Raw genomic sequence first — 25,894 nt, 5'->3', positions numbered from 1 at the left:
GAAGGAGGAGCGCCGTGGTCTCCCTGCTGAGCGCCCCCCAGCGTCCCGCCTCCGGGACGCCCGCCCACGCCCCCGCGGGCCGCCGGAAGCGCCGCGACCTCGCGCCCTACCTCTACCTCTCCCCCACGGCGATCGTGATGCTCGTCCTGATGCTCGTGCCGGTGCTGCTGGTGATCGGGTACTCGTTCTTCGACAACGTCATCACGAACCCGAAGCCCGCCTTCGTCGGACTCGCCAACTACCTCGAGGTCCTCGGCGATCCGAAGTTCCGCACGGCCACCGGCAACACGATCGTCTTCGTCGGCGTCAGCGTCGCCGCCCACCTGGTGCTCGGCCTCGGCTTCGCGATGCTGCTCAACTCGCCGCTCGTGCCGACCGTCGCCAAGTCGCTCTTCCGCGTGGTCTACGTCCTGCCGTGGCTGTTCACCGTCGCGATCATCGCCGTGCTCTGGCGGCTGCTGCTGAACCCGAACGGCGTGATCAACTACGCGCTGATCTCGCTCGGGTTGACCGACAAGGGCATCGAGTGGCTCGCCTCCCCCGCGACCGCGCTGCTCTCGGTGACCTTCATCAACATCTGGGCGGGCTACTCGTTCTACATGATCACGCTGCTGGCGGGTCTGCAGGGCATCCCGCACGACCTCTACGAGGCGGCGAAGGTCGACGGGGCGAGCGCCTGGCAGCGCTTCTGGAACGTCACGATCCCGCAGCTCAAGCCGATCATCATCAGCATGTCGGTGCTCGACATCATCTGGACCTCGCAGCAGTTCGCGCTGATCTGGATGACGACCGGCGGCGGCCCGATCGACGCGACCGAGATGCTCAGCACGTACACCTACAAGCTCGCGTTCAGCCGCTACGAGTTCTCGGTGGCCTCGGCGAGCGCCGTCCTGATCCTCCTCCTCACCATGGTCCTCGCGTTCTTCTACGTGCGGAACCAGAAAGCCAGGGACTGACGTGACCGCCACCGCCACCCGCCCGGCCGTCCGCACGCCGCGGCTCCTCGCCGCGAAGGCCGGGGTCTGGGTCCTCCTCCTCATCGGCGCCGCCTTCGCGGGCCTGCCGATCGTCTGGATGGCCGCCAGCTCGTTCAAGTCGAACACCGAGATCTTCGAGTACCCGCCCCGGCTGATCACCGACACGTTCTCGTTCTCGGCGTACGCCGGGATCCTGGGCGACCCGACGAAGGTCCGCTTCTTCATCAACAGCTACGTCGTCGCCCTCGCGGTCGTCGCGCTGACGCTGGTCGTCGCGATCCTCGCGTCCTACGCGTTCAGCCGCTACGAGTTCCGCTTCAAGCGGCCGATCAACATCATCATCGTCAGCGTGCAGGCGGTGCCGCCGATCACCCTGCTCATCCCGTTCTTCGGGCTGATGGTGACGCTGCGGCTCTACAACACCTATCAGGGGCTGATCCTCACCTATCTGGTCTTCACGCTGCCCTACGCGATCATCATGCTGACCGGCTACTTCAACACCCTCCCCCGCGATCTCGACGAGGCGGCGCGGATGGACGGGGCCGGCCCGATGACCGTGCTCTGGCGGATCCTGGTGCCGATCGCGATCCCCGGGATCGTCTCGGTGGGGGTCTACACCTTCATGATCGCCTGGAACGAGTACCTCTTCGCGCTCACCCTGACTCGCACCGACGACATGCGCACGGTGCCGATCGGCATCCAGCTGCTGATGGGCCAGAACTCCTACGAGTGGAACGAGATGATGGCGATGAGCATCCTCGGATGCGTTCCCGTCCTCCTCCTCTTCCTCTTCTTCCAGCGGTACTTCATCGGCGGCATGACCGCCGGGGCCGTCAAGAGCTGAGGCGCGCGTCCGCGCGTCCGGAACACCACCACCACCACGAGAAGGACAGTCAGAGAATGCTTGTTTCCGGAAAAGACCTGCTGGACGTCGCCAATGCGAACGGCTTCGCCGTCCCGGCGTTCAACGTCAGCGACTACGCCATGATGAACGGCCTCTTCGAGATCAGCGAGGAGAAGGACTCCCCGCTGCTCATCGCGATCCACCCCGACGAGCTGAGCCACACCGGAGTGGACATCCTGCACGCGATCATCGCCCGCGCCCACCGCTCCAGCGTGCCGGTGACCATCCACCTCGACCACGGCGCCACCTACGAGCAGGTTCTGCTCGCGATCAAATCCGGCTTCACCTCGGTGATGATCGACGGCTCGATGCTCCCCTACGACGAGAACGTCGCGATCACCAAGCGCGTCGTCGACGCAGCGCACGCCGTCGGCGTCTCGGTCGAGGGTGAGCTGGGCACGATCGGCAAGACCGACAACGAGGCCGAGGACGGCGCCGCGAACATCATCTACACCGAGCCCGACGAGGCGGTCGACTTCGTCGCCGCCACCGGGGTCGACAGCCTCGCGATCGCCATCGGCACCAGCCACGGCCTCTACCCGGCGTCGATGAAGCCCGCGCTCAAGCTGGACCTGCTCGCCGAGATCAAGAAGCGCGTCGCCGTGCCGCTCGTCCTGCACGGCGGCTCGAACAACCCCGACGCCGAGATCGCCGAGTCGGTGAAGCGCGGAGTCAACAAGATCAACATCTCCAGCGACATCAAGGCCGCGTACCACAAGAAGATGCGCGAGGTGCTGGCCGACCCCTCCGTCCGCGAGCCCAACACGATCCAGCCGCCCTCCATCGCCGCGATGAAGGAGACGGCCGCCGAGAAGATCGACCTGTTCGGCTCCGCCGGCAAGGCCGAGCTCTACTAGGCCCGGCGAGACGCAGGAGAGCAGCGCGGTGAACGAGAGGATCGTGCTCGGACTGGGCGGGACCGTCGACTACGAGATCGACTGGGACGACCACGTCGTCCAGACGCTCGCGGAGGAGTACGGGATCCGCGCGGACGAGCTGACGAGGACGGCGCCGGTCACCACCGAGCGCGAGCTCGTCGTGGCGCTCCTCGCGTTCCTCGCCGACGGTGCGGGAGGGGAGAGATTCGCCTCCTCCTCCCGCATCGTCGAGGAGTTCGCGCAGCGCTTCCCCCGGCGCATCACCCTCGGCGGCACCGGAGTGCGGGCGGGCTACGCGCTCGCCGTGCACGGCCTCGCCGCGGTGCAGCACCTGGTGAGCATCGACGACCACGTCCGCCGGCTCCTGCCCGTCGGCACCGAGTACGTCTCGAGCGCGACCGCCGACAGCACCGACCCGCACCTGATCGTGCAGTTCCCGCGCGGCGCCCGGGTGCTCCTCGGCGACCGCGTGCTGGTGGCGCCGCATCCGAACCGGGTGATCTTCGCGAACGACCCGCCCAACCGCGAGCTGCTGCTGGCGGAAGGACTCGGCGGCGTGCTGGCCGACGCGGGCGTCTTCCTCGTCTCCGGCTTCAACAGCATCCAGGACGAGGCGGTGCTGACGGACCGGCTGGAGACGTTGCAGCGCCACCTCGCGGCGCTGCCCGCCTCCGCGGACGTGATCTACGAGGACGCGGGCTTCCACCTGCCCGCTCTGCAGGACCGGGCCCGCTCCGCCCTGCTCGGCTGCGTCGACGTCGTCAGCATGAACGAGGACGAGCTGCAGGCGCTGCTCGGGCACCGGCTCGACCTGCTCGACCCGGATGCCGTGGTCGAGGCGCTGGGCGCGGCCGCGGCGCTGCTCCCCGGCCCGGTGCTCGTCGTGCACACCCGGCACTGGTCGGCGGCCGTCGGAGCGGAGGCCGAGCGCTACCGCGCGGCGCTCCTGGGCGGAGTGACGATGGCGAGCACCCGCTACCTGCTCGGCGACGGCATCACCGCCGCGGACTACGACCGCGTCGCGCAGCTGCCGGCGCAGCCCGGCGGCGTCGCGGTCTGCACCGCGGTCACGGCTCGGCTGCAAGCCGTCTGCACGCCCGGCCTCGTGCTCGAGACCGACCGCCCCACCACGATCGGCCTCGGCGACACCTTCGCCGGCGGCTTCGTCTCGGCGCTGGTGCGGCACCGCGTCTGACCTGACGCGGCCGACGACGAAGGCCCCGCACCCCGCACCCCGCGTGAGCAGGGCCGGAGCCGGGGCCTTCGTCGTGCCGGTCGGCAGGGCCGGGATCAGCGGCGCTTGGTCTGCGCGCGGCGCTCCTGGCGGTTGTTCGGCGTCTCGTCGGAGCCGCCGGTCTGCTGGCCGAAGGCGCCGGTGGTCGCGGCGTCCTCCGCGTCGTCGGGACGCGCCTCGCGGGCCGCCGCGGCGCTGGCCTTCGCCGTCGCCGCCTGCTGCACCCGGCCGCGCTGGTCGCGGACCTCGACGCCGCCCGAGTCGCTCGGCGCGGAGTAGCTGAGCTTCTCGACCGGAGCGACCGGCTCGGAGAGGCCCTTCGCGGCGACGCCGGCGACCTCGCCCTGCTTCTGGGTGACCTCGACCTCGAGGTTGAAGAGGAAGCCGACGGTCTCCTCGCGGATCTGGCCCATCATCTGCTGGAACAGGGTGAAGCCCTCGCGCTGGTACTCGACCAGCGGGTCGCGCTGGGCCATCGCGCGCAGGCCGATGCCGTCCTTGAGGTAGTCCATCTCGTAGAGGTGGTCGCGCCAGCGGCGGTCGATCACCGAGAGCACGACGCGGCGCTCGAGCTCGCGCATGGCGGGGGAGCCGAGCTGCTCCTCGCGGCCCTGGTAGGCGAGCTTCGCGTCCGAGAGGATCTCGCGGCGCATGAACTCCTTGTTGATCCGGCCGCGGCTGCCGGCCTCCTGGACGACCTCGTCGATCGACAGGCTGACCGGGTAGAGGGTCTTCAGCTCGGTCCAGAGCGCGTCGAAGTCCCAGTCGTCGCCGTTGCCCTCGCCGGTGTGCACCTCGAGGATCTCGTCGATCACGTCGACGAGGAACTTCTGGGTGCGCTCGTGCAGGTCGTCGCCCTCGAGGATGTGGCGGCGGTCGGAGTAGATCGCCTCGCGCTGGCGGTTGAGGACGTCGTCGTACTTGAGGACGTTCTTGCGGATCTCGGCGTTGCGCGCCTCGACCTGCGACTGCGCGCTGCGGATGGCGCGCGAGACGACCTTCGACTCGATCGCCATGTCGTCCGGCACGTTGCCGCGGCCCATCAGGGCCTCGGCCGCACCGGAGTTGAACAGGCGCATCAGGTCGTCGGTGAGCGAGAGGTAGAAGCGGCTCTCGCCCGGGTCGCCCTGTCGGCCGGAGCGGCCGCGGAGCTGGTTGTCGATGCGGCGCGACTCGTGGCGCTCGGTGCCGAGCACGTAGAGGCCGCCGGCGGCCTGGACCTTCTCGGCCTCCTCGGCGACCTTGGCCTTGACGCCCGCGAAGACGTCGTCCCACGCGGACTCGTACTCCTCGGGGGTGTCGACGGGGCTGAGGCCCTTGGTCGACATCTCGGTGACCGCGAGGAACTCGGCGTTGCCGCCGAGCATGATGTCGGTGCCGCGGCCGGCCATGTTGGTCGCGACGGTGACGGCGCCGAGGCGGCCGGCCTGGGCGACGATCGCGGCCTCGCGCGCGTGGTTCTTGGCGTTCAGCACCTCGTGCCGCACGCCCTTCTTGGCGAGCAGGCGGGAGAGGTACTCGCTCTTCTCGACGCTCGTCGTGCCGACCAGGACGGGCTGGCCTGCCGCGTGGCGCTCGACGATGTCCTCGACGACCTGCTCGAACTTGACCTGCTCGTTCTTGTAGACGAGGTCGGCGTTGTCGATGCGCTGCATCTTGCGGTTGGTCGGGATGGAGACCACGCCGAGCTTGTAGGTCGACATGAACTCGGCGGCCTCGGTCTCGGCCGTTCCGGTCATGCCGGAGAGCTTGCCGTAGAGGCGGAAGTAGTTCTGCAGCGTGACGGTGGCGAGGGTCTGGTTCTCGGCCTTGACCTGCACGCCCTCCTTCGCCTCGATCGCCTGGTGGATGCCCTCGTTGTAGCGGCGGCCGGCCAGGATGCGGCCGGTGTGCTCGTCGACGATCATCACCTCGCCGTTGAGGACGACGTAGTCCTTGTCCTTCTTGAACAGGGCTCGGGCCTTGATCGAGTTGTTGAGGAACGAGATCAGCGGGGTGTTCGCGGACTCGTAGAGGTTGTCGATGCCGAGGTAGTCCTCGACCTTCTCGATGCCGGGCTCGAGCACGCCGACGGTGCGCTTCTTCTCGTCGACCTCGTAGTCCTCGCCCTCGATGAGGCGCGTGGCGAGGCCGGCGAACTCGGCGAACCAGCGGTTCGCCTCGCCCGAGGCGGGGCCGGAGATGATCAGCGGGGTGCGCGCCTCGTCGATGAGGATCGAGTCGACCTCGTCGACCACGGCGAAGAAGTGGCCGCGCTGGACCATGTCCTGCGCCTGCCAGGCCATGTTGTCGCGGAGGTAGTCGAAGCCGAACTCGTTGTTCGTGCCGTAGGTGATGTCGGCCGCGTACTGCTCGCGGCGCTGCTCCGGAGTCTGGCCGGAGAGGATCACGCCGGTCGTCATGCCGAGGGCGCGGAACACGCGACCCATCAGCTCGGACTGGTAGTTCGCGAGGAAGTCGTTCACCGTGACGATGTGCACGCCGCGGCTCGCGATGGCGTTCAGGTACGCCGGCAGGGTCGCGACGAGGGTCTTGCCCTCTCCGGTCTTCATCTCGGCGATGTTGCCGAGGTGCAGCGCCGCGCCGCCCATCAGCTGGACGTCGAAGTGGCGGAGGCCGAGGGTGCGCCGCGACGCCTCGCGGACGGCCGCGAACGCCTCCGGCAGCAGGTCGTCGAGCGACTCGCCGTTCGAGTAGCGCTCGCGCAGCTCGACGGTCTCGTTCTTCAGCTCCTCGTCGCTGAGGTGCGTGAAGTCCTCTTCGAGGGCGTTGACGGCTTTCGCGTAGTTCTCGAGGCGGCGGAGGACCCGGCCCTCCCCGACGCGAAGGACCTTTTCGAGAACTGAGGCCACGGGGTACTCCAAAACGTAGAAGACAGGTGCCCGACGGCACGGCGCGGACGGAACCACACTAGCCGGGGCGGGCTGTGCGCGGTCCGACAGGGCGCGAAGAACCCCCCGGAGGCGGACCTCCGGGGGGCTCCCGGGTCAGACCGCGGCGGCCTCGGGCTGCGCGTCCGCCTCGTCGCCGAGGCCGATCACGCCGTAGTCCCAGCCCTTGCGGCGGTAGACGACGCTCGGGCGGTCGGTGTCCGCGTCGATGAAGAGGTAGAAGTCGTGGCCGACCAGCTCCATGTAGTCGACGGCGTCGTCGACGCTCATCGAGACGGAGGGGAAGACCTTCTTGCGGATGACGACGGGGCAGTACGGCTCCTCCGCGTCGTCCTCGTCCGCGGCGACCGGCTCCGGGGCCGGCTCCTCCTGCACGGGGATCACGCCCGTGCTCAGGCGCTCGAGCACCTCGGCGTCCGCCGGCTGGATCGCGACGACGCTGAAGTCGTCGGCCGCCGCGTCGCGCAGCGAGGTCGGCCGATGCTGACCGCGATGCACCTTCTTGCGGTCCTTGGCTCGACGCACCCGTTCGAGCAGGCGCCCGAGGGCGACGTCGAAGGCCGCGTACTTGTCGGCTCCGCTCGCCTCGGCCCGCACCACGGGCCCCTTGCCGATGAGCGTGAGCTCGACCCGGTCGCCGCCGGCGGCGCCCTTGCCCTCGCTGTGACGGCTCGCCTTGATCTCGAGCGCGAGCGCCCGGTCGGCGAGGTGGGCGATCTTCTCCGACTTCTCCGTCGCGTAGGCGCGGAAGCGATCGGTGATGCCCATGTTGCGGCCTGTGATGTCGATGTCCATGACAACCTCCCAGTCGAGTACGGCGTGCCGCCTTTCTCCGGGCGGACCGTTCACGCCGTCCCCCGAGCGTAGACCCGTGGTCACCGGATCGTCCCCGGGAGTTCATCAGGAAGTCGCGCTGCGGCCGCCGGGGGTCCCCGCGAGCGCGACCGCCCCCGCCACGTCTCCCCCGCCCGCGCGGACGGCCCGGCGCAGCTCGAGCAGGGTCGCCCCCGAGGTGACCACGTCGTCCACCAGCAGGATCCGCTCGCCGTCGAGCGGACGCCTGGCGCGGAACGCGCCGTCGAGGTTCGCGCGCCGCTCCGTCCGGGTGAGGCCGACCTGGTCGAGCGCGAGCCGGGTCCTCGTGAGCGGCCGGGCGAGGCGCCCGCCGGCCGCGCGCACCAGCAGGTCGACGGGGTCGAAGCCGCGTCGCAGGTGCCGCAGGCGCGAGCCGGGCGGTGCGACCAGCAGCGCCGGAGCGCCGTCGAGCGCCTGGAGCAGCACGGGTCGCAGCAGCGCGCCGAGCGGTCGCGCCGCGGCCACCCGCCCCTCCGCCTTCAGCGCGAGGACGAGCCGCCGCACCGTCCCGGCGTACTCCGCGCCGACGCGCACCTCCAGCGGGTCGTCGGCGGACCCCAGGCGGCGGACGTCCGGTCGCGCCTGGGCGGCGAGCGCCGCGGTGCAGTCCGGGCAGGGCACCCGTGTCGTCGGCCGGCCGCAGGCCGGGCAGTCGACCGGCAGCAGCACGGCGAGGGCGTCGAGGAGGTGATCGCGCAGCATCGGGCGAGTGTGCCCGGGTTCAGGACCCCATGCCGGTCTGCGTCGCGAGGAGCTCGATGCCTGTCGCGACCGTCTGCCACGCCGAGCCGCGCTGCTGGCGCAGCTCGCCGCCCTCGGCGAGGAGGCGGATCTGCGTCGAGGCGTTGCCGGCCGCGATCTGCACGGTCCCGGTGGTCGTCCCCAGCGGGGTGTCCCCTCCGCCGAGCTGGTTCATCGTCACCGTGTCCTCGCCGGTGGAGCCGCGGACGACCGAGACGACGTCGAGCTCGTCCGTCCAGGCGGCGGCGACCGCCGTGCCGAGGGTCGAGCGCAGCACGACCGGCTCGCCGACCGCGATCGGATCGCCGTTGGCCGAGCGGGTGACCCCGGCGACGAGCACGGTCGCCTGCTGCCCGTCCTGCGCGAGGGCGAGCATCCGCGTGCCGTCCCGGGACAGCGCGAACGACGCGATCGACTCGATCTCGGGCCAGGCGGTCGCGACCTGCAGCGACCGGGAGCCGTCGGAGGAGTAGGCGACCAGCTGGCCCGGCGCCGCCGTGGGCACCGACCAGACGTAGCCGAAGGGGTCCATGCCGGGGGCCGCGAGGCCGCTCCGGGCGTCGAGCAGCACGTCGTCGACGCCGGGCGTGAGCAGCGAGACGCCGGCCGGGGTGAGGACGGCCGCCGAGGCGCTCGAGTCGGCGCCCCGCTGCTCGCCCAGCACCGCGGCCCGCGGCGAGAGCGCCGCGATCCGGTCGGAGACGGCGGTCTCGGCGAGCCCCGAGGAGCCGAGGAAGCCGAAGTCGCCGTCGGTCAGCACCAGCGGCCGGGTGTCCACCCGCGGCGAGGTCGGCAGCCCGGTCACCTCGGTCGGGATCTCGATCGGGTTCTGCTGCACCGAGAGCGAGACCCCGGTGACGTTCGAGACGTTGGCCAGGCTCCTGCCGAGCTGCAGCGCCATCCGGCGCCACTGCCGCTCGTCGGCCTCGAGCGCCGCGGAGTTCAGGTCGACGACGGCCCGCTGCGCCTCGACCGGCACCGTCTCGGCGGCGAGCGCCGTCCCGGTCGGGAACGCCGAGACGACGGCGGACGAGTCGCGGAGCCACGGCGTCGGCCCGCGCAGCAGCTCGGTGACGATCGTGGTGCTGGTCGAGCTGTCCGCGCGCGAGGCGAACCAGCGCAGGTCCGGCACCAGGTAGGAGTAGCTCGGGTCGAAGAAGTAGAGCGCGTAGGTGGAGAAGACCTGCTCGAAGGTGGTCCGGTCGATGACGACGCCGCTGGGCGGTGAGCTGATCCGCCATTCGCCGTTCTCCTGGACGAAGCCGTAGTCCAGCTCCAGCGCGGTGGTCGTCGCGACCTCGGAGTAGACGCCGGTGGCGTCGACCTCGGCCACGGGGGTGATGGTGAGCGAGAGCGTCGACGCGCCGGGCTGGGTCGAGGAGCGCTGGCCCTCGTCGACGGTGACGTGCTCGCCCGGCGTCCAGTCGGCTCCGGTGGAGAGGAACTCGCGGGCGATCTTGTAGTTGTTCTGCGGGCTCGACGCCGCGTCGATGAAGCCGGTGAGGATCTCGAACTGGTCGGCGCCGTCGGCGGGGCCGGAGGGGAGGAAGTCGTACTGCAGGTCCTGCGGCGCCGTGTCCGGGCGGCCGACGCCGACGTCGCCGCCGCGCGGGATGCCCGCGCAGCCGGCGAGGGCTGCCAGCAGCAGCACGGCGGCGACCGCGGAGCGCAGGCGCTTCACTGGACGACCCCGTGCTCGGGCACGCCGCCGAGCGGCAGCGGCGGCAGGACGATGGGGCCGGAGTAGGCCTGCTCGCCCGCGTCCACGGGCGGCAGCGGCAGCGGGGAGGCGTCGATCCGCTCGCCGCGCCGGCGCGGGACGGTGAGCCGGAAGCACGCGCCGCGGCCGGGCATCGACCAGACCTGCAGCCAGCCGTGGTGCAGCGCGGTGTCCTCCTGCGCGATGGAGAGGCCGAGGCCGGTGCCGCCCAGGGTGCGACGGCGGGACGGATCGGCGCGCCAGAAGCGGTCGAAGACGCGGACCACCTCCTCGGAGCTCATGCCGTGACCGTAGTCGCGGACGGCGAGCGCCACCGCGGTGGCGTTGCTGTCGACCGTGACCACGATCTCGCGGCCGTCGCCGTGCTCGACCGCGTTGCCGAGCAGGTTGCGCACGATGCGGCGGATGCGGCGGGCGTCCATCTCGGCGTCGAAGTAGCCGCCGGGGGCGGAGAGCGTGAGCCGCGAGCCGTTCGCCTCGGCGATCCCGCGCATCCCCTCGATCTCCTCGCCGGCCAGCCGCACCAGGTTCACCGGCTCCAGCTCGAGCTCGGCCGAGCCGGCGTCGTGCCGGGAGATCTCCAGCAGATCGGCGAGGAGGCTCTCGAAGCGGCCGATCTGGCCGTGCAGCAGCTCGACGGTGCGCTCGGCGACCGGCGGGAAGCCCTCGCGCTGGTCGTAGAGCACGTCGCCGGCGAGCTTCATCGTGGTCAGCGGGGTGCGCAGCTCGTGCGAGACGTCGGAGACGAAGCGCTGCTGCACCCGGCTGAGCGTGGCGAGCTCGCTGATCTGCTCCTGGAGGCTGTCGGCCATCCCGTTGAACGAGCGGGCGAGGGTGGCGATCACGTCCTGTCCCCTCTCCGGGATGCGCACGTCGAAGTCGCCCGCGGCGAGGCGCTGGCTGGTCTCCGCCGCCACCCGCACGGGCGCGACCACGATCCGGACGACGACCCAGCTGACCGCGCCGATCAGGAGGATCAGCAGGATGCCGGCGATGTTGAGGACCTGCTGCACGAACTGCAGCGTGCGCTCCGCGTCCGCGAGCGAGTAGCCGATGTAGAGCTCGTAGCGCCCCGCGGAGCTCGGCAGCTCGATCGTCGAGCCGACGACGATGCCCGGGAGCTGCTGGCCCGAGGCGCCGAGGCTCACCGACTGCCAGTACTGGCCGTCGGCGCCGGCCTGCACCCGCGCGCGCAGGTCGTCGCTGATGACGCCGTTCTGCAGCTCGCGGTTGTAGCTGTCCTGCGGGGCGAGCGAGGACGCCTCCTGATCAGGCGCGCGCACGACCGCGATCAGGGCGGAGGAGGAGGCGTCGCGCACCGCGGTGCGCACCGAGTTCATGACCTCCTCCATGTCCTGCCGGGTCGAGACCGTCGCCGCGTCGAGGTAGCCCTGCGCGGCGCGGGTGGCCCGCGAGGTGTCCCCGGTGACCTGGTCGAGCCGCGACTGGAACAGGTTGTCGCTGATGCTGTAGGAGAGGTAGGCGCCCGTCGAGCCGATCGCGATGCCGCTGAGCAGCACGGTGATCGCGACGGCACGGAACTGCAGCGAGCTCCGCCAGGCTCGGAGCACCCTCCGCGGCCAGCGCCGCAGCGCCGGCGCCCGGAAGCGGCGCGCGAGGCTCACGTCAGCTCGGCAGCACGGAGCCGGCGCGGTAGCCGACGCCGCGCACGGTCATCACGATGCGCGGATCGTCCGGGTCCTTCTCGACCTTCGCGCGCAGGCGCTGCACGTGGACGTTCACGAGCCGGGTGTCGGCCTTGTAGTGGTAGCCCCAGACCTGCTCCAGCAGCATCTCGCGGGTGAACACCTGCTGCGGCTTGGAGGCGAGGGCGAGGAGGAGGTCGAACTCGAGCGGCGTCAGGCCGATGCGGGTCTCGCCGCGCCGGACCTCGTGCCCGGCGACGTCGAGGCTGAGGTCGCCGACCTGCAGCACGGCGTTGGCAGCGACCTGGGAGGGGCGCAGGCGCGTCTTGATCCGCGCGACCAGCTCCTTCGGGTCGAACGGCTTGACCATGTAGTCGTCCGCGCCGGACTCGAGGCCCTGCACGACGTCCGAGGTATCGGACTTGGCGGTCAGCATGATGATCGGGACGCCGGACTCGGCGCGGATCCGGCGGCAGACCTCGATGCCGTCGATCCCGGGCAGCATCAGGTCGAGCAGGACGAGGTCCGGCCGGGCCCGCCGGAAGGCCTCGAGGGCGCCCGTGCCGTCGGCGCAGAAGGAGACGTCCCAGTCCTCCGCGCGCAGGACGATGCCGATCATCTCGGCCAGGGCCGCATCGTCGTCGACCACCAGGATTCGCGCGCTCATGGGGTCAGGCTAACCGACGCGAGTGGGAGCACGGCCGCGCCCGACCGCGAGCGCCGAGCGCGGCTGTGACAGCATGGGAGGGATGACCGACGCAGCTCAGTGGCCACCGCCCGCCGGGGCTCCGGAGGGCGACCACGCGCGGCCGCGCGTCGCCCCCGTCGCACCGGTCGCGCCCGTGTCCTGGACTCCGACGGCGGGTCCCGCCGGCCCGCCCCCGCCGCAGGGCTGGACTCCCCCGCCCAAGCCCGGGCTGATCCCGCTGCGGCCGCTCGGCTTCGGCACCCTGCTCGGCGCGCCCTTCGCGGTCCTCCGCCGCAGCCCGCGGACCACCCTCGGCGTCGCGCTGCTCGTGCAGGGCCTCGGCTCGCTGCTCGCCCTCGTGCTCTACGGCGCCGTCGCGCTTCTCGCGGTCGGCCGGATCACGCAGGCCGAGGTCGCCGATCGGGACGCCGTCGCGTCGGGGTCGCTGGCGATCGTCGTGCTGGCGGCGCTGATCCCGCTCGCCGTCACCCTGGCCACCGGCGCGCTCGTGCAGGGCGTCGTCGTGCTCGAGGTGTCGCGCGCCGTCCTCGGCGAGCGGCCGACGCTGCGCGCGCTGCTCCGGCGGCTCCGCGGCCGCTTCTGGGCGCTGGTGGGCTGGACCGTGCTGCAGGGCGTCGGCGTCCTGGTGCTGGTCCTCGCCGCGGCGGCGCTCTCGGTGCCGCTCTTCCTCCTCGGCACCCAGGACGCGGGGGCCAGTGCGGTCGTCGGCGGGATCCTGGTGCTCGTGCTGGCCGGCCTCGCCGCGACCGCGGTGGGCGTCTGGCTCGCGACGAAGCTCGCGCTGGTGCCGAGCCTCCTGGTGCTCGAGCGGCTCCCGCTGCGCCGGGCGGTCGCGCGCTCCTGGCGGCTCGTCACCGGCGGGTTCTGGCGGACGTTCGGCGCGCTCGCGCTGATGGCGGTGATCATCCAGGCGGCCGGGCAGGTCGTCTCGACGCCGTTCAGCCTGCTGATCCCGATCGGCGGGGCGCTGGTCGCGCCGACCGATCCGAACGCGCAGGTGGTCGCGTCGATCGTCGTGGCGCTGCTCTCGGTCGCCGTCGGCCTCGTCGTCGGCGCGGTCGGCACAGTGCTGCAGTCGGCGGTCACCGGGCTCGTCTACCTCGATCGCCGGATCCGGCGCGAGGGCTTCGACCTCGTGCTGATGCGGTACGTCGAGGAGCGCGCGGCCGGGCGCGAGTCCGCCGATCCCTTCCCCGCTCCGGAGCGGACCGCGCCGTGATCCGCCTCGCGCTCGTCACGGCGCCGCTCGACCCCGATGCGCAGGAGGCCCGCCGGCTGCTCCTCGAGGAGCTCGCCGACCCGCGCTACCGCGCCGCCGAGCCGAACTGGTTCGACCGCCTGGTGCAGGCCGTGCGCGACTGGTTCACCTCGCTCACCCTGCCGGGCGACGGGGTCGGCGTGCCGCTCGCGGCGCTGATCGGCGTGCTCTTGCTGGTGGTGCTCGTCGTGGTCGCCCTCGTCATCGCGGGACGGCCGCGACTGCGGCAGCGCAGTCGCGTGACCGGGGCGGTCCTCGCCGACGACGACGGCCGCTCGGCCGCGGAGCTGCGCGCCCTCGCCGAGGCGGCGGCCGCCCGGGGCGACTGGGACGAGGCACTGGTGGAGCGGTTCCGCGCCCTGGTGCGCGCCCTGGACGAGCGCACGATCCTCACCGTCTCGCCCGGCACCACCGCGCACGGCTTCTCCCGCCGGGCCGCGGCCGTCTTCCCCGCCTCGGCCGACGCGCTCCGGCGCTCGGCGGAGGCCTTCGACCGGGTCCGCTACCTCGGCCAGCCCTGCGGGCGCGAGGACTCCGAGCGGGTCGCCGAGCTCGATCGCGCGCTCGCGGCCGCGCCGGTCCCGCTCGAGGCGCTGCGATGACCGCGCCTGCTGCTCCACCGGCGTCGGACGCTCCCGTCGACACCGTCTCCTCCCCCACGCTCGGCGCGCTGCTGCGCCGGGGCCGGATCTGGGCGCTCCTCGCGGCGATGGTCGCCGTCGGCACGGTCCTGCTGACCGTGGCGACCGGCTCCCCGGTGCCGGCGGCCGATCTCGACGTCGACAGCGCGGCACCGGACGGCGCCCGCGCGGTCGCCCAGGTCCTGCGCGAGCAGGGCGTCGACGTCGTCCGCGCCGACTCGCTCGACGAGGCCCTGCGCGCGGTCGGCCCGGGCAGCACGCTCCTGATCGACGATCCGGGCTCGGCTCTGGACGAGGAGCAGTACGCCCGGCTCGCCGGGGACCCCGCCGCGGTCGTCCTCGTCGAGCCGTCCGGCGCGGCCCTCGACGCGCTGCTGCCCGGCGTCGCCTTCGCCGGCGCTCCGCAGGAGGACGGCGTGCTCGCCGCCTCCTGCGCGCTGCCCGCCGCGGAGCGCGCCGAGGGGATCCCGTCGGGCGGCAGCACCTTCCGCGTCCTCGAGGGCGGCGCCGTGGGCTGCTTCCCGTCCGGTGACGACGCCTTCGCACTCGTCGCCGACTCCCCGGCCGGCGGCCCGGACGTGATCGCTGTCGGCGACGCCGACCTCCTGCGCAACGGCACCGTCGCCGAGGAGGGACGCGCCGCCCTCGCGCTGGGCCTCCTCGGCGGCGAGGACCGCCTGGTCTGGTACCGCGCCGGCGCGGCCGACGCGACGTCCGCCGCCGTCGACCCGGCCAATCTCGCGCCGGGCTGGGTCACTCCGGCGCTGCTGCTGCTCGTCGGGGTGTTCGTCGCCTCCGCCGTCTGGCGCGGGCGGCGCTTCGGCCCGCTCGCCGTCGAGCCGCTGCCCGTCGTCGTGCACGCGAGCGAGACCGCCCGCGGCCGGGCCCGCCTCTACGCCCACGGCGCCACCCGGGTGCGCGCGCTGGACGCCCTGCGGATCGGCACGCTGCACCGCTCCGCCGCTCTGCTCGGCCTGGCCCCGTCGAGCGGAGTGGACGAGGTCGTCGCGGCGGCCGCGGCCCTGCTCGAGCGCGACCCGCGCGCCCTGCGCCGGCTCCTCGTCGACGACGAGCCCGCGGACGACGCCGCTCTCGTGGCCGCCTCCGACGAGCTCCTGCGCTTCGAGAGCGCGCTCCGCGCCGCCCGCGCACCCCGCACGGGCACCGCAGCGGCCGGCACCACAGGACCCGGCGCCGCCGGACCGGGCACCGCTCGACCCGCGCACGACCGCCTCGACCACGATCAGCCCGACCACGAACGACCGGAAGGCCCCCTCCGATGAGCGACTCCTCCCTCCCCCCGATCGCGGACGACGAGCTCCGCCGCGAGCTCGACCGCGTCCGCTTCGAGGTCGGCCGCGCCGTCGTCGGCCAGGACGGCGCCGTCTCCGGGCTGCTGATCGCCCTGCTGGCCGGCGGGCACGTGCTGCTCGAGGGCGTGCCGGGCGTCGCGAAGACGCTGCTCGTCCGCGCGCTCTCGGTCTCGCTGGGCCTGGACACCCGGCGCGTGCAGTTCACCCCCGATCTGATGCCCGGCGACATCACCGGCTCGCTGGTCTACGACGCCTCCACCTCGGGCTTCGCCTTCCGCGAGGGCCCGGTCTTCACGAACCTGCTGCTCGCGGACGAGATCAACCGCACACCGCCGAAGACGCAGGCCGCCCTGCTCGAGGCGATGGAGGAGCGCCAGGTCAGCGTCGACGGCCGCACGCTCCGCCTCCCCGACCCGTTCCTCGTCGCGGCGACGCAGAACCCGGTCGAGTACGAGGGGACCTACCTGCTCCCCGAGGCGCAACTCGACCGCTTCCTGCTCAAGCTGGTGCTGGACGTGCCGCCGCGGGACGTCGAGGTCGAGGTGCTCTCGCGGCACGCGGCGGGCTTCGACCCGCGCGACCTCGCCGCCGCGGGCGTCCACCCGGTGCTGGACGCGGGGCGCCTGCGCGCGGCCCAGGCCTCCGTCCGCCGCGTCGGCGCCGGCCCGGACGTGCTCGGCTACATCGTCGACCTCGCCCGCGCGACCCGCGAGAGCCCGAGCGTGAAGCTCGGCGTCAGCCCGCGCGGATCGACGGCGCTGCTCGCCGCGAGCCGCGCCTGGGCCTGGCTGAACGGCTACGGCTCGATCACCCCGGACCACGTCCAGGCGATGGTGCTGCCCGTGCTGCGGCACCGGATGCAGCTGCAGCCCGAGGCGGAGCTCGAGGGCGTGCGCACGGAGGCCGTCCTCGGCGGCATCCTGCAGCAGGTCCGCGTCCCGGTCTGAGCCGTGCACCTCACCGGACGCTCCGTCCTCGTCCTCCTCGTCGGCCTCGTGCCGGTCGTCCTGCTCGGACGCCGGGCCGAGGTCGCCTTCGCCGTGCTCGGGCTCTGGCTGCTGGTCTGGCTGATCCTGGTGGGCGTCGACCTCGCGGTGGCCGGCTCCGCGCGCGCGGTCGTGCTCGAGCGGCGGACCCCCGACCGGGTGCGCCTCGGCGAGCGCGCGGAGGCGACGCTGCTGATCACGAACACGGGACGGCGCCGCATCACCGGCGTCGTCCGCGACGCGTGGGAGCCCTCCGCCGGGGCGCTCGCGACCCGCTCGCCGCTGCGCCTGCCGCCCGGTGAGCGCCGCGCCGTCCGCACGGTCCTCGAGCCGCGCCGCCGCGGAGAGCGCCGGGCGCTGCACGCGACGATCCGCTCGAACGGCGTCCTCGGGCTGGCCGGCCGGCAGGCGACCCTCGCCGCGCCCGCGGTCGTCCGGGTGCTGCCGCCGTTCCGCTCCCGCCGCCACCTCCCCTCGCGCCTCGCGCGCCTCCGCGAGCTGGAGGGGCGCACCAGCGTGATGATCCGCGGTCAGGGCACCGAGTTCGACAGCCTGCGCGAGTACGTCCGCGGCGACGACGTCCGCTCGCTCGACTGGCGCGCCACCGCCCGGCGCCGCGAGCCCGTCGTCCGCACCTGGCGGCCCGAGCGCGACCGGCGGGTGGTGCTCGTGCTCGACACCGGCCGCACCTCCGCCGCCCGGATCGACGACGAGCCGCGCCTGGACACGGCGATCGAGGCGTCACTGCTGCTGTCGGCGCTGGCCGCCTCGGCCGGCGACCGCATCGACGTCCTCGCCTTCGACCGCACCCGGCGCGCCCGCGTGCACGGCGCGACCGGCACGGAGGTGCTGAGCCGCGTCGTCGACGCGCTCGCGCCCGTGCAGCCGCAGCTGATCGAGACCGACTGGTCGGCCGTGCCGGGCCAGGTGCGCACCCTGGTCTCGCAGCGCTCGCTCGTCGTCCTGCTCACGGCGCTCGACTCCGTCGGCGCGGCGGAGGGGCTGCTCGCGGTGCTCCCGCAGCTCACGAGGCGGCACACCGTGGTCGTCGCCTGCGCGATCGACCCCGAGCTGGCCCGGATGGCCGCCGACCGCGGCGACCGCAGCGCGGTCTACGCGGCCGCGGCGGCGGAGCGCTCGCTCGCCGACGCGGACCGGCTCGCGGCCGCCGTGCGGCGGCTCGGCGGCGACGTGGTCCTCGCCTCGCCGGAGAAGCTGCCGCCCGCCCTCGCCGACCGCTACCTCGCGCTGAAGGCCACCGGCCGGCTCTGAGCCCGGACCTCGCGCTCAGCCCTCGCTGATGCTCCGCGAGCCGGCGTCGAAGCGGCCGAGATCGCCTGTCTCCCCCGCCCGCACGGCCCGGCCGCCGAGCACCAGGAAGTAGGCGATGAAGCCGCCGAGCGCGAGCGCGCCGATGCCGATCTTCAGCCACCACGGCCACGGCGCCGGCGTCACGAAGCCCTCGATCACGCCCGAGACGAGCAGCACGAAGACCAGCCCGATCGCGACCGTGAACAGGCTCCGCGCGTCCTCCGCGAGCGCCTGCCCCCGGGTGCGCGGCCCGGGCGCGATCCAGGCCCAGAAGATCCGCAGCCCGGCCGCCGCGGCGACGAAGACCGCCGTCAGCTCGAGCAGGCCGTGCGGGAGGATGTAGAGGAAGAAGGTGTCGCCCTCGCCGACGTGGAACATCACGGCGACCGACGTGCCGAGGTTCTGCGCGTTCTGCAGCAGGATGTACGGCACGTAGACGCCGACGATGCCGAAGGCGACGCACTGCGCCGCGATCCAGGCGTTGTTGGTCCACACCTGACCGGCGAAGGACGCGGCCGGGTTCTCCGAGTAGTAGTCGACGAAGTCCTCCTGCGCGAAGCGGCGCAGCTGCTCGTCGTCGCCGAGCGCGGCGAGCAGGCGCGGGTCGCCGAGGATCCAGACCGCGAAGAGGCCGGCGACCAGCACGGTCGCCAGCGCGACGGCCAGGGTCAGCCAGCGGATCCGGTACAGCGCGGCGGGGAACGAGACGACGGCGAAGCGGGCGACCGCGGCGAGCGGATCCTCGCGCGTCCCGGTCAGGCGGCCCCGCGCTCGCGAGAGCGAGACGGCCAGGCGCGTGCCCACGGCGGTCGACCCCGCAATCGAGGAGATCGCGGCGAGATCGGCGGAGGCGGACTGGTAGCGCTCCACGAGCTCGTCGGCCTCGCCGCCGGTCAGCCGGCGCTTGCGCGCGAGCTCGTCCAGGCGGGTCCACTGGCCGCCGCGCGCGGCCGAGAGAGCATCGATGTCCATCTGCTGAGATGATAGCCGGGGCCGACGATCGAGGGAGCTGCTGCATGTCCGACGACCGCGACGACGCCCGCCTCGACAGCGCCGGCTTCGACACGGCGGGCCTGGTCACCGGCGAGGCGATCGCCCTCGAGATCCCCGTCACCTCGTTCGTCCTGCGGGCCGCCGGCGCGATCATCGACCTCGTCGCGGAGTTCCTGCTCGCCCTCGGTCTCTTCTACCTGGTCTTCGTCCTGGCCGGGGACGGCGGACTCGACCCCGCCGCCACGGCCGCCGTCGCGATCGCCGCGCTCGTCCTCTCGATCGTGCTCGTGCCCGTCGCTGTCGAGACCGCGACGCGGGGGCGCTCGCTCGGCAAGCTCGCCGTCGGCGCCCGGGTCGTCCGCGACGACGGCGGCGCGATCGGCTTCCGCCACGCCCTCGTCCGGGGTCTCACCGGCGTGCTCGAGATCGTGATGACGGCCGGCGGGCTGGCCGCGGTGGTGGGTCTGCTGTCGCGCCGCTCGCGCCGGCTCGGCGACGTGCTCGCCGGCACGCACAGCCAGCTCGAGCGGGTGCCCGCCGCGCCCCCGCTCGTCGTCGAGGTCCCGGCCCCGCTCGCCGGCTGGGCGGCGACCGCCGACGTGGCGCGGCTGCCCGACGCCCTGGCGCGCCGGCTCGCACAGTTCCTCCGCCAGCGCTCCGGGATGACCGAGCCCTCGCGCTCGCAGCTCGCCCGCTCGCTGGCGCAGGAGGCCTCCGCGTTCGTCTCGCCGCTGCCGGCCGCGCCCGCCGAGGACTTCCTGCTCGCGGTCGCCGCGCTGCGCCGACGCCGCGAGGAGCGGGCGCTGGAGCTCGTCGACCGGCGGATGAGCCGGCTCGCGCCGGTGCTCGCGGACGCGCCGCGCGGCTTCCCGGTGCGCGAGGCGCCTCGGGCTCCGCGGGGCGCTCCGGCTCCGCAGGACGCTCAGGCCGACGGCGGCTCGAGGTAGCGCACGGTCTCCCAGCCCCGGGGCACCAGCAGCCGCCGGTCGTGCTCCGCGCACAGGTCGTAGCCGTGCGGATCGGGCTGCGGGCTGAGCGGCCCGACCGCCACGAGCGAGTCCCGGTAGTCGTAGGTGAGCGTCACGACCGCGGGGAGGCTGCACCCGGTGCGCGAGCACTGCCGTCGGTCCATCGCGCCACAGTAGCAAGAGGCTCCGGGGCAATAAGCTGGTCCAATGCCCCGCGCACGCCGTTCCACCGCTCGTCAGTCGAGCTCGGTGCGCGGCGGCTCGCGCGACCGGCACGGCCGGGGCATCCGCGGCGCCGTGACCGGTCCGCACCTGCCGCCGCTGCAGACCCGCGCCAACTTCTTCGAGACCACCATCGGCTCCGCCTTCGACTACCTGCGCGACGCCTGGCCGGACGAGCTCGCGGGGATCCGGGTGGAGCTCGCCTCCACGCCCGACGTCGATCCGGCCCGGCTCGAGGGCACGGGCATCGCCCGCTGGCGGGTTGACCACGCCGCGCGGCGGATCACGCTGTACCGCGTCCCGATCGAGCGGCTGGCGAAGCTGCACCGCCGTGACGAGTGGCACCAGCGGATGATGATCGAGAGCTACGTCTTCCGCGCGGTCGCCGAGCTGCTCGGCCGCGACCCGTGGGACATCTCGCCGGACCGGTTCCGGCACCACTGAGCGTCCGGCCCCACTGAGCCGGGCGGCGCCTCCGGGACGCCGCCGGCCGCTCAGTGCGAGTAGACGGTGACCGGGGAGGACAGCGGTCCGGGCGGCACGATGGCGTAGCCCGCGATGCGCCCCTCGTTCGCGATCGAGACGGACGCCTGCACCGGCTGGTCGCTGCTGACGACCACGGGGTCGACGCCGAGCTCGGCGGACACCGAGGCGAACGGGCCGATGTCGAGGGTGCGGGTCCCGGTCTCGGACTCGAGCTGCACCGACGCCGAGGAGTCGCTGCCGTTCGCGAGGTGCAGCACGGCTCCGGTCTCGCGGGTGTTGCCGACGCCGAAGGGCACGACGGTCGCCGTACCCGACACGAACCAGGCGAAGTCGGTCCCGGCGGTGCCGGTCGACGTCGTGCGGCCGGCCGCGACGACGGGCTGATCGGAGGTGAGCGTGACGCGGTAGGAGCCGTCCGCGAGGCCGGAGAGGGGGACCTCGCCGACGCGGCCGGCCGGGACGACGACCTGGGTCGAGGTGCCGATGCCGCTCGGGTCCTCGTTCGCGACCTCGATCGAGACCGTGCTGTCCGCCTCGCCGGGGGCGAGGATCCGCAGGACGGGGGTGCCGTCGCCTCCGGTGCCGTCGTCGCCCGCCGTGTCGGCCGGGGGCGACGCGACGGTGAAGCCGGAGATGACGGCGAGCGTGGACGGCGCGGCCGCGGGGCCGGTCGTCTCGACACCCTGCGGAGTCAGGCCGGAGATGACGCTGCTCTGGATGCTCGCCGCGATCTCGCCGCCGCGCGCGGTCATCCGGACGACCGGCTGGAGCACGTCGGGGGCGAGCCCGGCCAGCGGGAGGGCTCGGACGGCGCCGGCGGGGACGACGATGCCGGTCGCTCCGGTCGCCGGGACGACGCCGTTCTCGCCGTAGAGGGCGAGGTCGACCGTCGCCGCCACCTCGCTGGCGTTCGCGAGGACGAGGGTCGAGGTCCGGCCGACGTCGGTCGATCCGGCGACGAGCCAGCTGTCGGCGGACGGCTCGGCGCAGCCGAGTGCCGAGAGGCCGAACAGCTCCTCCGTCGCGATGGACTGAGTCGTCACGCCGCCGGGCGTCGGATCGGACTCGGCGGGGACGTCGACCCGGGTGATGCCGGTGCCCGGGGAGGCCACGTCGGCCTCCTCGAGTGCCGAGGCGTCGCCCGTCGCGTCCTGCGGCCAGAGCGAGCTGCCCGACTCGCCGAGCGCGCTGAGCTCCTCGGGGTCGCTCGCGTCGATCAGGTCGCCCGCGCAGACGAGCGCTCCGTCGGCCGCCACGGGGGTGACCACGACGCCGTCGGCGGCCCGGCTCGCGAGCGGCCCGGGGAGGATCTGGGGCAGGACGACCGCGGCGCCGGCGAGGGCGAGTCCCGCGACGCCGGCGGCGGTGCGGAGCGCGGTCCGGCGGCGCCGAGCGGCCGAGACGGTCCGGTCGCGCTTCGGAGCGGCTGCGGGGGCGTCCCGGCCGGGCTTCGCGGCGGAGCGCTCGGCACGCCGCTCGGCACGCGAGGGGCGGGGCGGGGTCGGCGTCATGCGCTTCTCCTGGTCGGCGGGATCAGGCACGGGGCGGCCGGGCGCGGACGACTCGGCCGCGGGGCGAGCGGGCACCGCGGGATCGGGCACGGAGCGATCGGGACCGGCCGGATCGGACTCCGCGGCATCGGGCACGGAGCGATCGGGGTCGGACGGATCGGGCACGGACGGATCAGGCATCGTCGGTCCCGTCGTCGAACTGGCCGGTCGCCTCGCCCGGCTCGTCGTCGATCCCCGCGACGGCGGCTCCCGAGCGGGACCGCTCGAGCGAGAGGCCGGTGGGGACGGCCAGCAGGAACGCGACCAGGAAGACGATGAGCAGCGCGATCGTGTAGGCCACGCCGAACGGGCCGACGACGCCCTGCGGCGCCGCGTCGATCCGGGTGCCCTCGGTGTCGACGGCGGTCCAGAGCAGGCCGTACTGGGTGTCGCCGACGGCGGAGAACGCGGCGTTCCCGTCCAGCGAGACCGCGGCGCGGGCACTGACGGCCGAGGCCGCGTCGCCGGCGTCGGCGCTGGCCGGCGGGGCGAGCACGACGAAGCGCACGCCGAGGTCCTGCAGCGCCGTTCCGACCTCGTAGCCGGTGCGCGAGACGAGGTTGCCCGCGAGCTCGTCGATCGCGTCGGTCTGCTCGGTGCCGGTGGCGGCGAGGGTCGACTGCTGATCGAGAGTCGCTCCCGCGCCGCGCTCGAGCCGCGCGAGGATCCCGCCGTCCGACTGCGGGACGAGCACGATCGTGCCCACCCGCGGCTCGTTCTGCGCCTCCGCCGCGACGTACGCCGGCAGCGAGCGATCGGAGCCGGCGGTCGTCACGGTCCCGCCGCCCATCGGGAACAGCACCGCCAGCGGAGCGACCGCCACGACCGCGGCGGCCGTGACGACCAGAGCCGGGACGACCCGGTAGGACGGCAGCGCGGCGACCGAGAGCGAGAAGCCGACGACCAGGCCGAGCCAGTACAGGCTGAGGCCCGTGCCGCTCCAGACGGCGACCGCCTCGGACCCGGTGGTCACCACCTGGACGTCCTGCGCGAGCGCGGCGGTCAGCAGACCGGCGGCGGCCACGCCCACACCGCCGAGGGCGGAGAGGTTGTTCGGCAGCAGCAGCGCCGCGAGTGCCGAGATGACCAGCGGCAGCACGAGCACCGCGGTCGCGAGACCGGCCGCCGACGCGGGGACGCCCAGACCGCCGAGGAGGTCCAGCCAGCCGGTCGTGAAGCCCGAGGGGAAGCCGGCGACGAGCGAGAAGAAGTCGACCCGGCCGGTCGGCAGCGGCACGCCCGGGTCGGCGAGGATCGCGAACCAGTCGCCCCGCTGGGCGTGCGCGACGATGATCGGGAAGAGCAGCGCGAGAGCCGGGATCGGCAGTCCGGCGAAGCGGCCGATCCGGCGACCGGACGTGGCGAGCACGACGATCCAGATCACCGCGAGCGGGATCGCGAGCACCGGCGCGCAGGCGACGACGGCGGCGGCCAGGATCGAGGCGGTCGCCGAGGACGACCAGGAGCGGTAGGCGCCGAATCCGGCGAAGAAGAGCCAGGGCAGCAGGACGTGCACCAGGATCGCGGCCGGGCGGCCCTCGGACTGCGCGGCGAAGAAGGCCGGCGCGAGCAGGTAGACGAAGGCGCCGGCGCCGCGGGCGATCGGCCGCGCGGTGAGGCGGGCGATCATCATCCACGCGCCCATCGTCGCGAGCGGCAGAGCCGTGAGGTAGAGGAGGACGATCGAGAAGCTCGGCGCCCAGAAGGTGAGCGAGCCGAGCACGGCGAGTACGGCGGCGAACGGGTCCGCCGCCCCGATGAAGCCGGAGCCGAGGTCGCGCCAGCCGTACGCGGCGTTCCGCCACAGCTCGCCGACCGACGGCGAGAGGGTGAGCAGACCGCCGCCGCCCATGGCGGTGGCCGCGAGCAGGCGGGCGTAGACGATCAGCCCGGCGATCGCGGCGACCAGGACGATCCAGACGCCGCCGCCCTGGAAGAAGTGCAGCGGGTGGCGCTCGCGGCTGGCCTGCACCCGGACGGCGTCGTGCCGGACCGAGCGGAGCTGGCGGACCACGTCGAGCGGGATGCGCAGCGGCGCGATGGCCTTCCAGCCGACGTTCTTCGACGAGCGGAGCACGCGCCTGGCGTGGAAGACCTTGGTGCCGCCGAAGGCGACGACGAAGGCCGCGAGCAGCTCGCCGCCGACGAGGCCGGGCTGCTTGCGCAGGAGCCGGACGGCCGCGCGGCCGACGGCGAGCGGCACGAGCGAGAGCCAGTGCACGACGAGCAGCGCCACCGGGGCGTAGGCGAGGCGGCGGTGCAGCTGCGCGGTGCGGTGCTGGCGGGCACGCCGCCGCTCCCCGCTGTCGATCCGGCGGCCGTCCGGACGCTGCAGGCCGATGCGCGCGGTGGTGACCCGGGCGTCGGGGACGCGGCTGACCCGGTGGCCGGCGAGGCGGGTGCGGATCGAGAAGTCGAGGGCGTCGTCGACCACGGGCAGCCCGGGGTCGAAGCCGCCCAGCTCCTCCCAGAGCGCGTGCCGCACCAGCATGCAGCCGGCGGCGACGGCGAGCACGTCGGGCGTCCCGTCGTGCTGGCCCTGGTCGAGCTCGTCCTCGACGAGGTGGACGGTGGTGCCGTAGTTGGTGATCGACTCGCCGTAGCTGCGGATGTAGCCGGAGCGGGTCCAGTCCATGACCTTCGGCCCGGCGACCGCGACGGAGGGCGCGACCTCGACCGCGCCGAGGAGCGCGGCGAGCGCACCCGGCTCAGGGGCGGAGTCGGCGGCGAGCAGCCACAGCCACTCGTCCTCCCCCGTCGGCGCCTGCATGACGCGCACGGCGCGGGCGACGGCCTGGCCGAACGGGAGGTTCTCGGCGACCTGGACGAACTGCGTCGGACCCCAGCCGGAGAGGAGCTCCCCGGTCGCGTCCTTCGAGCCGCCGTCGACGAACACGGTCGCATCGGGCTGCCGGGTCTGGGCCCGCAGCGCCGCGAGGGTGCGTTCCAGGTAGGCCGCGCCGTTGTGGGCGACCAGGACGGCGGTTACTCGGGGATACATCGCGGACCACCCTAAGCGATGGGCGCGTGGCGCCCCGCGGCGGCTCGCCGCCCCCGGTGAGCGGCGGTCGTCACGCCCGACGGCGCAGCTTGCGGCGCTCGCGCTCGGAGAGGCCGCCCCAGATGCCGAAGCGCTCGTCGTTCTCGAGCGCGTACTCGAGGCACTGCGCACGGACCTCGCACGAGGTGCAGATCTTCTTCGCGTCGCGCGTGGATCCGCCCTTCTCGGGGAAGAACGCCTCCGGATCGGTCTGCGCGCAGAGCGAGTCGACCTGCCAGGAGAGGGCGCCGCCGGGCGCCTCGCTGCCCGAGTCGATGCCCTGGCGGACGCCGGGGACACCGAGGCGGACGGGATCGACGAACCAGTCCTCGGGGACCGCGCTCATGCCGGAGGCCCGGTCGCTGCCGGGGCCTGCGTCGTCTCCGAAGCCTCTGTCGCTTCCGAAGCCTCTGTCGCCGCCAGAGACGCTGTCGGGAATCGCCATACCGTCTCCTACCCCGCCCGCGAACATGATCGGCGACCGGCTCCTCCCGGAGGGTGGGCCGCCTCAGTAATTACACCGGTGTCATTCGCTGAGGTCAAGTCGCGGACCATAAACCCTCAACCCGCC

At 73.5% G+C, this 25,894-nt stretch carries 22 protein-coding genes; 11 read left to right on the top strand and 11 right to left on the bottom strand.

Translation table 11 applies throughout. The features are described 5' to 3' along the window. Positions 1 to 14 precede the first annotated feature (14 nt). The 4 genes from EDF22_RS04390 to EDF22_RS04375 are packed head-to-tail and all read left to right on the top strand — an operon-like array spanning position 15 to position 3,954. On the top strand, positions 15 to 956 hold the full coding sequence (locus tag EDF22_RS04390; RefSeq protein ID WP_260303278.1) for a carbohydrate ABC transporter permease: 942 nt from the start codon (positions 15 to 17) through the stop codon (positions 954 to 956). 1 nt (position 957) lies between these two features. Next, the gene (locus tag EDF22_RS04385; protein WP_207901631.1) at positions 958 to 1,821 is read left to right on the top strand and encodes a carbohydrate ABC transporter permease; all 864 of its coding nucleotides are present in this window, start codon (positions 958 to 960) and stop codon (positions 1,819 to 1,821) included. Between the two features lie 56 nt (positions 1,822 to 1,877). Then, positions 1,878 to 2,738, top strand: a complete 861-nt coding sequence (locus EDF22_RS04380; RefSeq protein ID WP_123702677.1) for a ketose-bisphosphate aldolase — start codon at positions 1,878 to 1,880, stop codon at positions 2,736 to 2,738. 28 nt (positions 2,739 to 2,766) lie between these two features. Further along, positions 2,767 to 3,954 (top strand): ADP-dependent glucokinase/phosphofructokinase, encoded by a 1,188-nt coding sequence (locus EDF22_RS04375; protein WP_123702675.1) that lies wholly within the window; start codon positions 2,767 to 2,769, stop codon positions 3,952 to 3,954. A gap of 95 nt (positions 3,955 to 4,049) precedes the next feature. Here the strand turns inward: EDF22_RS04375 and secA are convergent, their stop codons facing one another. From secA to mtrA, 6 genes are all read right to left on the bottom strand, one after another. Beyond that, positions 4,050 to 6,845 carry a preprotein translocase subunit SecA gene (gene secA, locus EDF22_RS04370; protein ID WP_123702673.1) on the bottom strand — a complete coding sequence of 932 codons (2,796 nt, stop codon included), beginning with the start codon at positions 6,843 to 6,845 and terminating at the stop codon, positions 4,050 to 4,052. Positions 6,846 to 6,980: 135 nt separating this feature from the next. Continuing rightward, positions 6,981 to 7,679: a ribosome hibernation-promoting factor, HPF/YfiA family gene (gene hpf, locus EDF22_RS04365; RefSeq protein ID WP_123444397.1), complete on the bottom strand. Its 699-nt coding sequence runs from the start codon at positions 7,677 to 7,679 to the stop codon at positions 6,981 to 6,983. 105 nt (positions 7,680 to 7,784) lie between these two features. Next, positions 7,785 to 8,441 carry a ComF family protein gene (locus EDF22_RS04360; protein WP_123702671.1) on the bottom strand — a complete coding sequence of 219 codons (657 nt, stop codon included), beginning with the start codon at positions 8,439 to 8,441 and terminating at the stop codon, positions 7,785 to 7,787. A 19-nt stretch (positions 8,442 to 8,460) separates the two neighbouring features. Further along, positions 8,461 to 10,161: a GerMN domain-containing protein gene (locus tag EDF22_RS04355; protein WP_148059109.1), complete on the bottom strand. Its 1,701-nt coding sequence runs from the start codon at positions 10,159 to 10,161 to the stop codon at positions 8,461 to 8,463. After that, the gene (mtrB, locus tag EDF22_RS04350; protein WP_132435837.1) at positions 10,158 to 11,825 is read right to left on the bottom strand and encodes an MtrAB system histidine kinase MtrB; all 1,668 of its coding nucleotides are present in this window, start codon (positions 11,823 to 11,825) and stop codon (positions 10,158 to 10,160) included. The genes EDF22_RS04355 and mtrB overlap by 4 nt, the downstream gene beginning before the upstream one ends. A 1-nt stretch (position 11,826) precedes the next feature. After that, on the bottom strand, positions 11,827 to 12,513 hold the full coding sequence (gene mtrA, locus EDF22_RS04345) for an MtrAB system response regulator MtrA (RefSeq protein WP_123444394.1): 687 nt from the start codon (positions 12,511 to 12,513) through the stop codon (positions 11,827 to 11,829). An 82-nt stretch (positions 12,514 to 12,595) separates the two neighbouring features. Between mtrA and EDF22_RS04340 the strand changes: the two genes are divergently transcribed. Genes EDF22_RS04340 through EDF22_RS04320 form a run of 5 tightly spaced genes read left to right on the top strand, consistent with a single transcriptional unit; the run spans position 12,596 to position 18,025 of the window. Next, positions 12,596 to 13,774: a hypothetical protein gene (locus tag EDF22_RS04340; protein WP_123702668.1), complete on the top strand. Its 1,179-nt coding sequence runs from the start codon at positions 12,596 to 12,598 to the stop codon at positions 13,772 to 13,774. Beyond that, positions 13,771 to 14,415, top strand: a complete 645-nt coding sequence (locus tag EDF22_RS04335) for a DUF4129 domain-containing protein (RefSeq protein ID WP_123702666.1) — start codon at positions 13,771 to 13,773, stop codon at positions 14,413 to 14,415. Before EDF22_RS04340 ends, EDF22_RS04335 begins: the two co-directional genes overlap by 4 nt. Then, complete coding sequence (locus tag EDF22_RS04330; protein ID WP_123702664.1) at positions 14,412 to 15,737, top strand: DUF4350 domain-containing protein; 1,326 nt, start codon at positions 14,412 to 14,414, stop codon at positions 15,735 to 15,737. The genes EDF22_RS04335 and EDF22_RS04330 overlap by 4 nt, the downstream gene beginning before the upstream one ends. Then, a complete protein-coding gene (locus tag EDF22_RS04325; RefSeq protein ID WP_123702663.1) occupies positions 15,734 to 16,714 on the top strand; it encodes a MoxR family ATPase in 981 nt (326 codons plus the stop codon). Before EDF22_RS04330 ends, EDF22_RS04325 begins: the two co-directional genes overlap by 4 nt. Positions 16,715 to 16,717: 3 nt before the next feature. Further along, positions 16,718 to 18,025, top strand: coding sequence for a DUF58 domain-containing protein (locus EDF22_RS04320; RefSeq protein ID WP_123702661.1), 1,308 nt, complete (start codon positions 16,718 to 16,720; stop codon positions 18,023 to 18,025). A 15-nt stretch (positions 18,026 to 18,040) separates the two neighbouring features. Here EDF22_RS04320 and EDF22_RS04315 read toward each other — a convergent pair whose 3' ends face one another. Further along, the gene (locus tag EDF22_RS04315; RefSeq protein ID WP_123702659.1) at positions 18,041 to 19,036 is read right to left on the bottom strand and encodes a stage II sporulation protein M; all 996 of its coding nucleotides are present in this window, start codon (positions 19,034 to 19,036) and stop codon (positions 18,041 to 18,043) included. 44 nt (positions 19,037 to 19,080) lie between these two features. Here EDF22_RS04315 and EDF22_RS04310 point away from each other — a divergent pair, with 44 nt between their 5' ends. Beyond that, positions 19,081 to 20,004, top strand: coding sequence for an RDD family protein (locus EDF22_RS04310; protein WP_123702657.1), 924 nt, complete (start codon positions 19,081 to 19,083; stop codon positions 20,002 to 20,004). Here the strand turns inward: EDF22_RS04310 and EDF22_RS04305 are convergent. Beyond that, positions 19,980 to 20,189, bottom strand: coding sequence for a DUF3499 family protein (locus tag EDF22_RS04305; protein WP_123444386.1), 210 nt, complete (start codon positions 20,187 to 20,189; stop codon positions 19,980 to 19,982). The two genes, EDF22_RS04310 and EDF22_RS04305, sit on opposite strands and share 25 nt — an antisense overlap. 43 nt (positions 20,190 to 20,232) lie before the next feature. On the opposite strand from EDF22_RS04305, the gene EDF22_RS04300 reads away from it, so the two are divergent. After that, a complete protein-coding gene (locus EDF22_RS04300) occupies positions 20,233 to 20,691 on the top strand; it encodes a metallopeptidase family protein (protein ID WP_123702655.1) in 459 nt (152 codons plus the stop codon). A 50-nt stretch (positions 20,692 to 20,741) separates the two neighbouring features. On the opposite strand, the gene EDF22_RS04295 is transcribed toward EDF22_RS04300, so the two are convergent. From EDF22_RS04295 to EDF22_RS04285, 3 genes are all read right to left on the bottom strand, one after another. Then, positions 20,742 to 22,244, bottom strand: coding sequence for a DUF5719 family protein (locus EDF22_RS04295; RefSeq protein ID WP_148059108.1), 1,503 nt, complete (start codon positions 22,242 to 22,244; stop codon positions 20,742 to 20,744). Between the two features lie 172 nt (positions 22,245 to 22,416). Then, complete coding sequence (locus EDF22_RS04290; protein WP_123702651.1) at positions 22,417 to 25,284, bottom strand: glycosyltransferase family 2 protein; 2,868 nt, start codon at positions 25,282 to 25,284, stop codon at positions 22,417 to 22,419. 70 nt (positions 25,285 to 25,354) lie between these two features. Further along, on the bottom strand, positions 25,355 to 25,669 hold the full coding sequence (locus EDF22_RS04285) for a WhiB family transcriptional regulator (RefSeq protein ID WP_123444423.1): 315 nt from the start codon (positions 25,667 to 25,669) through the stop codon (positions 25,355 to 25,357). Positions 25,670 to 25,894: the final 225 nt, after the last annotated feature.

Source organism: Rathayibacter sp. PhB127, assembly GCF_003751665.1.
Lineage (GTDB): Bacteria > Actinomycetota > Actinomycetes > Actinomycetales > Microbacteriaceae > Rathayibacter > Rathayibacter festucae.
Note: the sequence above shows the minus strand (reverse complement) of the source record. Positions and strands in the feature narration are given on the sequence as shown.